The organism is [Zimmermannella] bifida NBRC 103089 (assembly GCF_001570925.1).
Taxonomy (GTDB): Bacteria; Actinomycetota; Actinomycetes; order Actinomycetales; family Microbacteriaceae; genus Gulosibacter; species Gulosibacter bifidus.
The window spans coordinates 1-1,769 of sequence record NZ_BCSP01000029.1 but is presented as its reverse complement, the minus strand read 5'-3'; the positions used below and the strand labels follow the sequence as shown (position 1 = coordinate 1,769).

Sequence of the window (1,769 nt, the reverse complement as noted above, 5' to 3'; positions counted from 1 at the left end):
CCGCGATCGTTGACGCCATGAAGGAGTTGCCAGCGGCACAGGTGCGCGCGTATTGGGAGTCGTTGGATGCGGGGCGTCAGCAGCACCTGATTCGAGAATTCTCCGACATCATCGGGAATCTTTCGGGAATCCCGTTCACAATCCGGACAAGAGCAAACAAGCGAACCGCTCAAGAATACATTGATCACATAAAGAGAGATCACCCAGACCTCGACCAAGAGATAGCCGATCTTGAGAAGAAAAAGAGTCAAAAAATGCTCGAGCTGGGTAGCGACTATATAGGCTACAGTGCTGACTACGATTCAAGAATCCGAGAATTACTTGAAATACGCGATAACCTGGCAGCTGCCGAATCCATCACCAATGGTCGCGACGCCCTCTTGTTCGATCCTCACAATGACCGAATCATCACGGTTAGCGGAGACATAAACACCCCCGCAGACCACTATGTAGTCTATGCTCCTGGGACCAATACCAGCATGGCGTCCTTTGGTACGGGAGTGAACGATCTTGGTGACGGCATCATCAACGAACTTCGGCAACGCGGAGCATCCGGTGTAGTTTTCACTGTTAAGGATGGCCCTTGGTCCTCATTTGGACTAGAAGGCAATAGCGCCATTGAGTCAGAGATGGCTCAGCGTGGTGAAAAGATAAACAACTTTGTGAACGACCTACGGCTAGAGGACTTTGACCCCAATGCCGAAATTGTGGGGGCAGGATATAGTTCGGGAATGTCAAAAGTTGGCACAGCTGAAACGATGGGCGCAGTATTCGATGAAGTAATTTCCATTGCAGGGTCCTTCCCTGGCACTAACTGGCTCCCGGACCCTCACGCGGAATATACCCACATTCAATATGCTGATGATGCGCTCCAAGCCTATGGCTGGTTTACCAGACTCCCCGGCGAAATAGATTCTTTTAATAAATACGATCTAGCACCACCATCCGGAGGCGGCATCAATAACCATTCCCGAATCGGCGAAGGCCCAACTACAAACCCCAAGGGAATCCAGAGAATTGCCGATGAAATTGTCGACTAGCAGGACCATGACCAACACTTTGCGCCCATTACGTACAACCACATGCTTCTTGTCATGTGCGGCCTTCGCGCTGACCGGCTGCGCTGCGTTTAGCCAGCCGACGGCCTCAAGCAACTCAGCCACAGGGCCCGCCGTGTCACAATCCCCCGTCGACCCAAACGTGTATGTCAGCCAGACAATCGAAGTACTCGAAACAGTCACCAATCACTTGCCTGAATCGGCGCGGGAAACCGACCTCAAGACGGCACTACCCAACGCCACTGAAGCACCCGGGCAATTGCGGTCCTGCGCGCCAGCTCGGGAAAGCGATACAAGCGCCAGCCAGACAGCAATGGTCTACTACATCGACACACTCGCAACGGCGATAACCACTGCGACCGACCAGGCCAGGCTCATTAACGACTTGACCGATGAACTCCTGCAAGAGCCCGACTGGACTGTCATTTCAACCAGCCCCAAGATCTCAGACCACCACCACACCCTGCGTTCACCTACAGGCCTCGAAGTCGACATTTACACTTCTGTTGGCGACAAGGCTCGCGACCGGCCTGACCTGTTTCTTGTCAGCGCGACGAGCCCATGCTTCGTGCCGGAGCCTCCGTACAAGGCCGGCGACGAACTCTAGACCGGGCGAACTGCCACTGACTAGTAAGCCGCTGACTAGCAAGCCGCAAACAAACGCCGCAACCGCTCTGCCGTCGCGCTAGCCCGCGAGCGCGACGCGGTACG

2 protein-coding genes are annotated in these 1,769 nt (G+C 54.4%); both read left to right on the top strand.

The features are described 5' to 3' along the window. Nucleotides 1–1,040, top strand: a 1,040-nt coding sequence (locus ZBI01S_RS09350; RefSeq protein WP_222822395.1) for a hypothetical protein, incomplete at its 5' end; no start/stop codon positions are given. 133 nt (nucleotides 1,041–1,173) lie between these two features. Continuing rightward, the gene (locus tag ZBI01S_RS09910) at nucleotides 1,174–1,665 is read left to right on the top strand and encodes a hypothetical protein (RefSeq protein WP_159421495.1); all 492 of its coding nucleotides are present in this window, start codon (nucleotides 1,174–1,176) and stop codon (nucleotides 1,663–1,665) included. The last annotated feature ends 104 nt before the right edge of the window (nucleotides 1,666–1,769 follow it).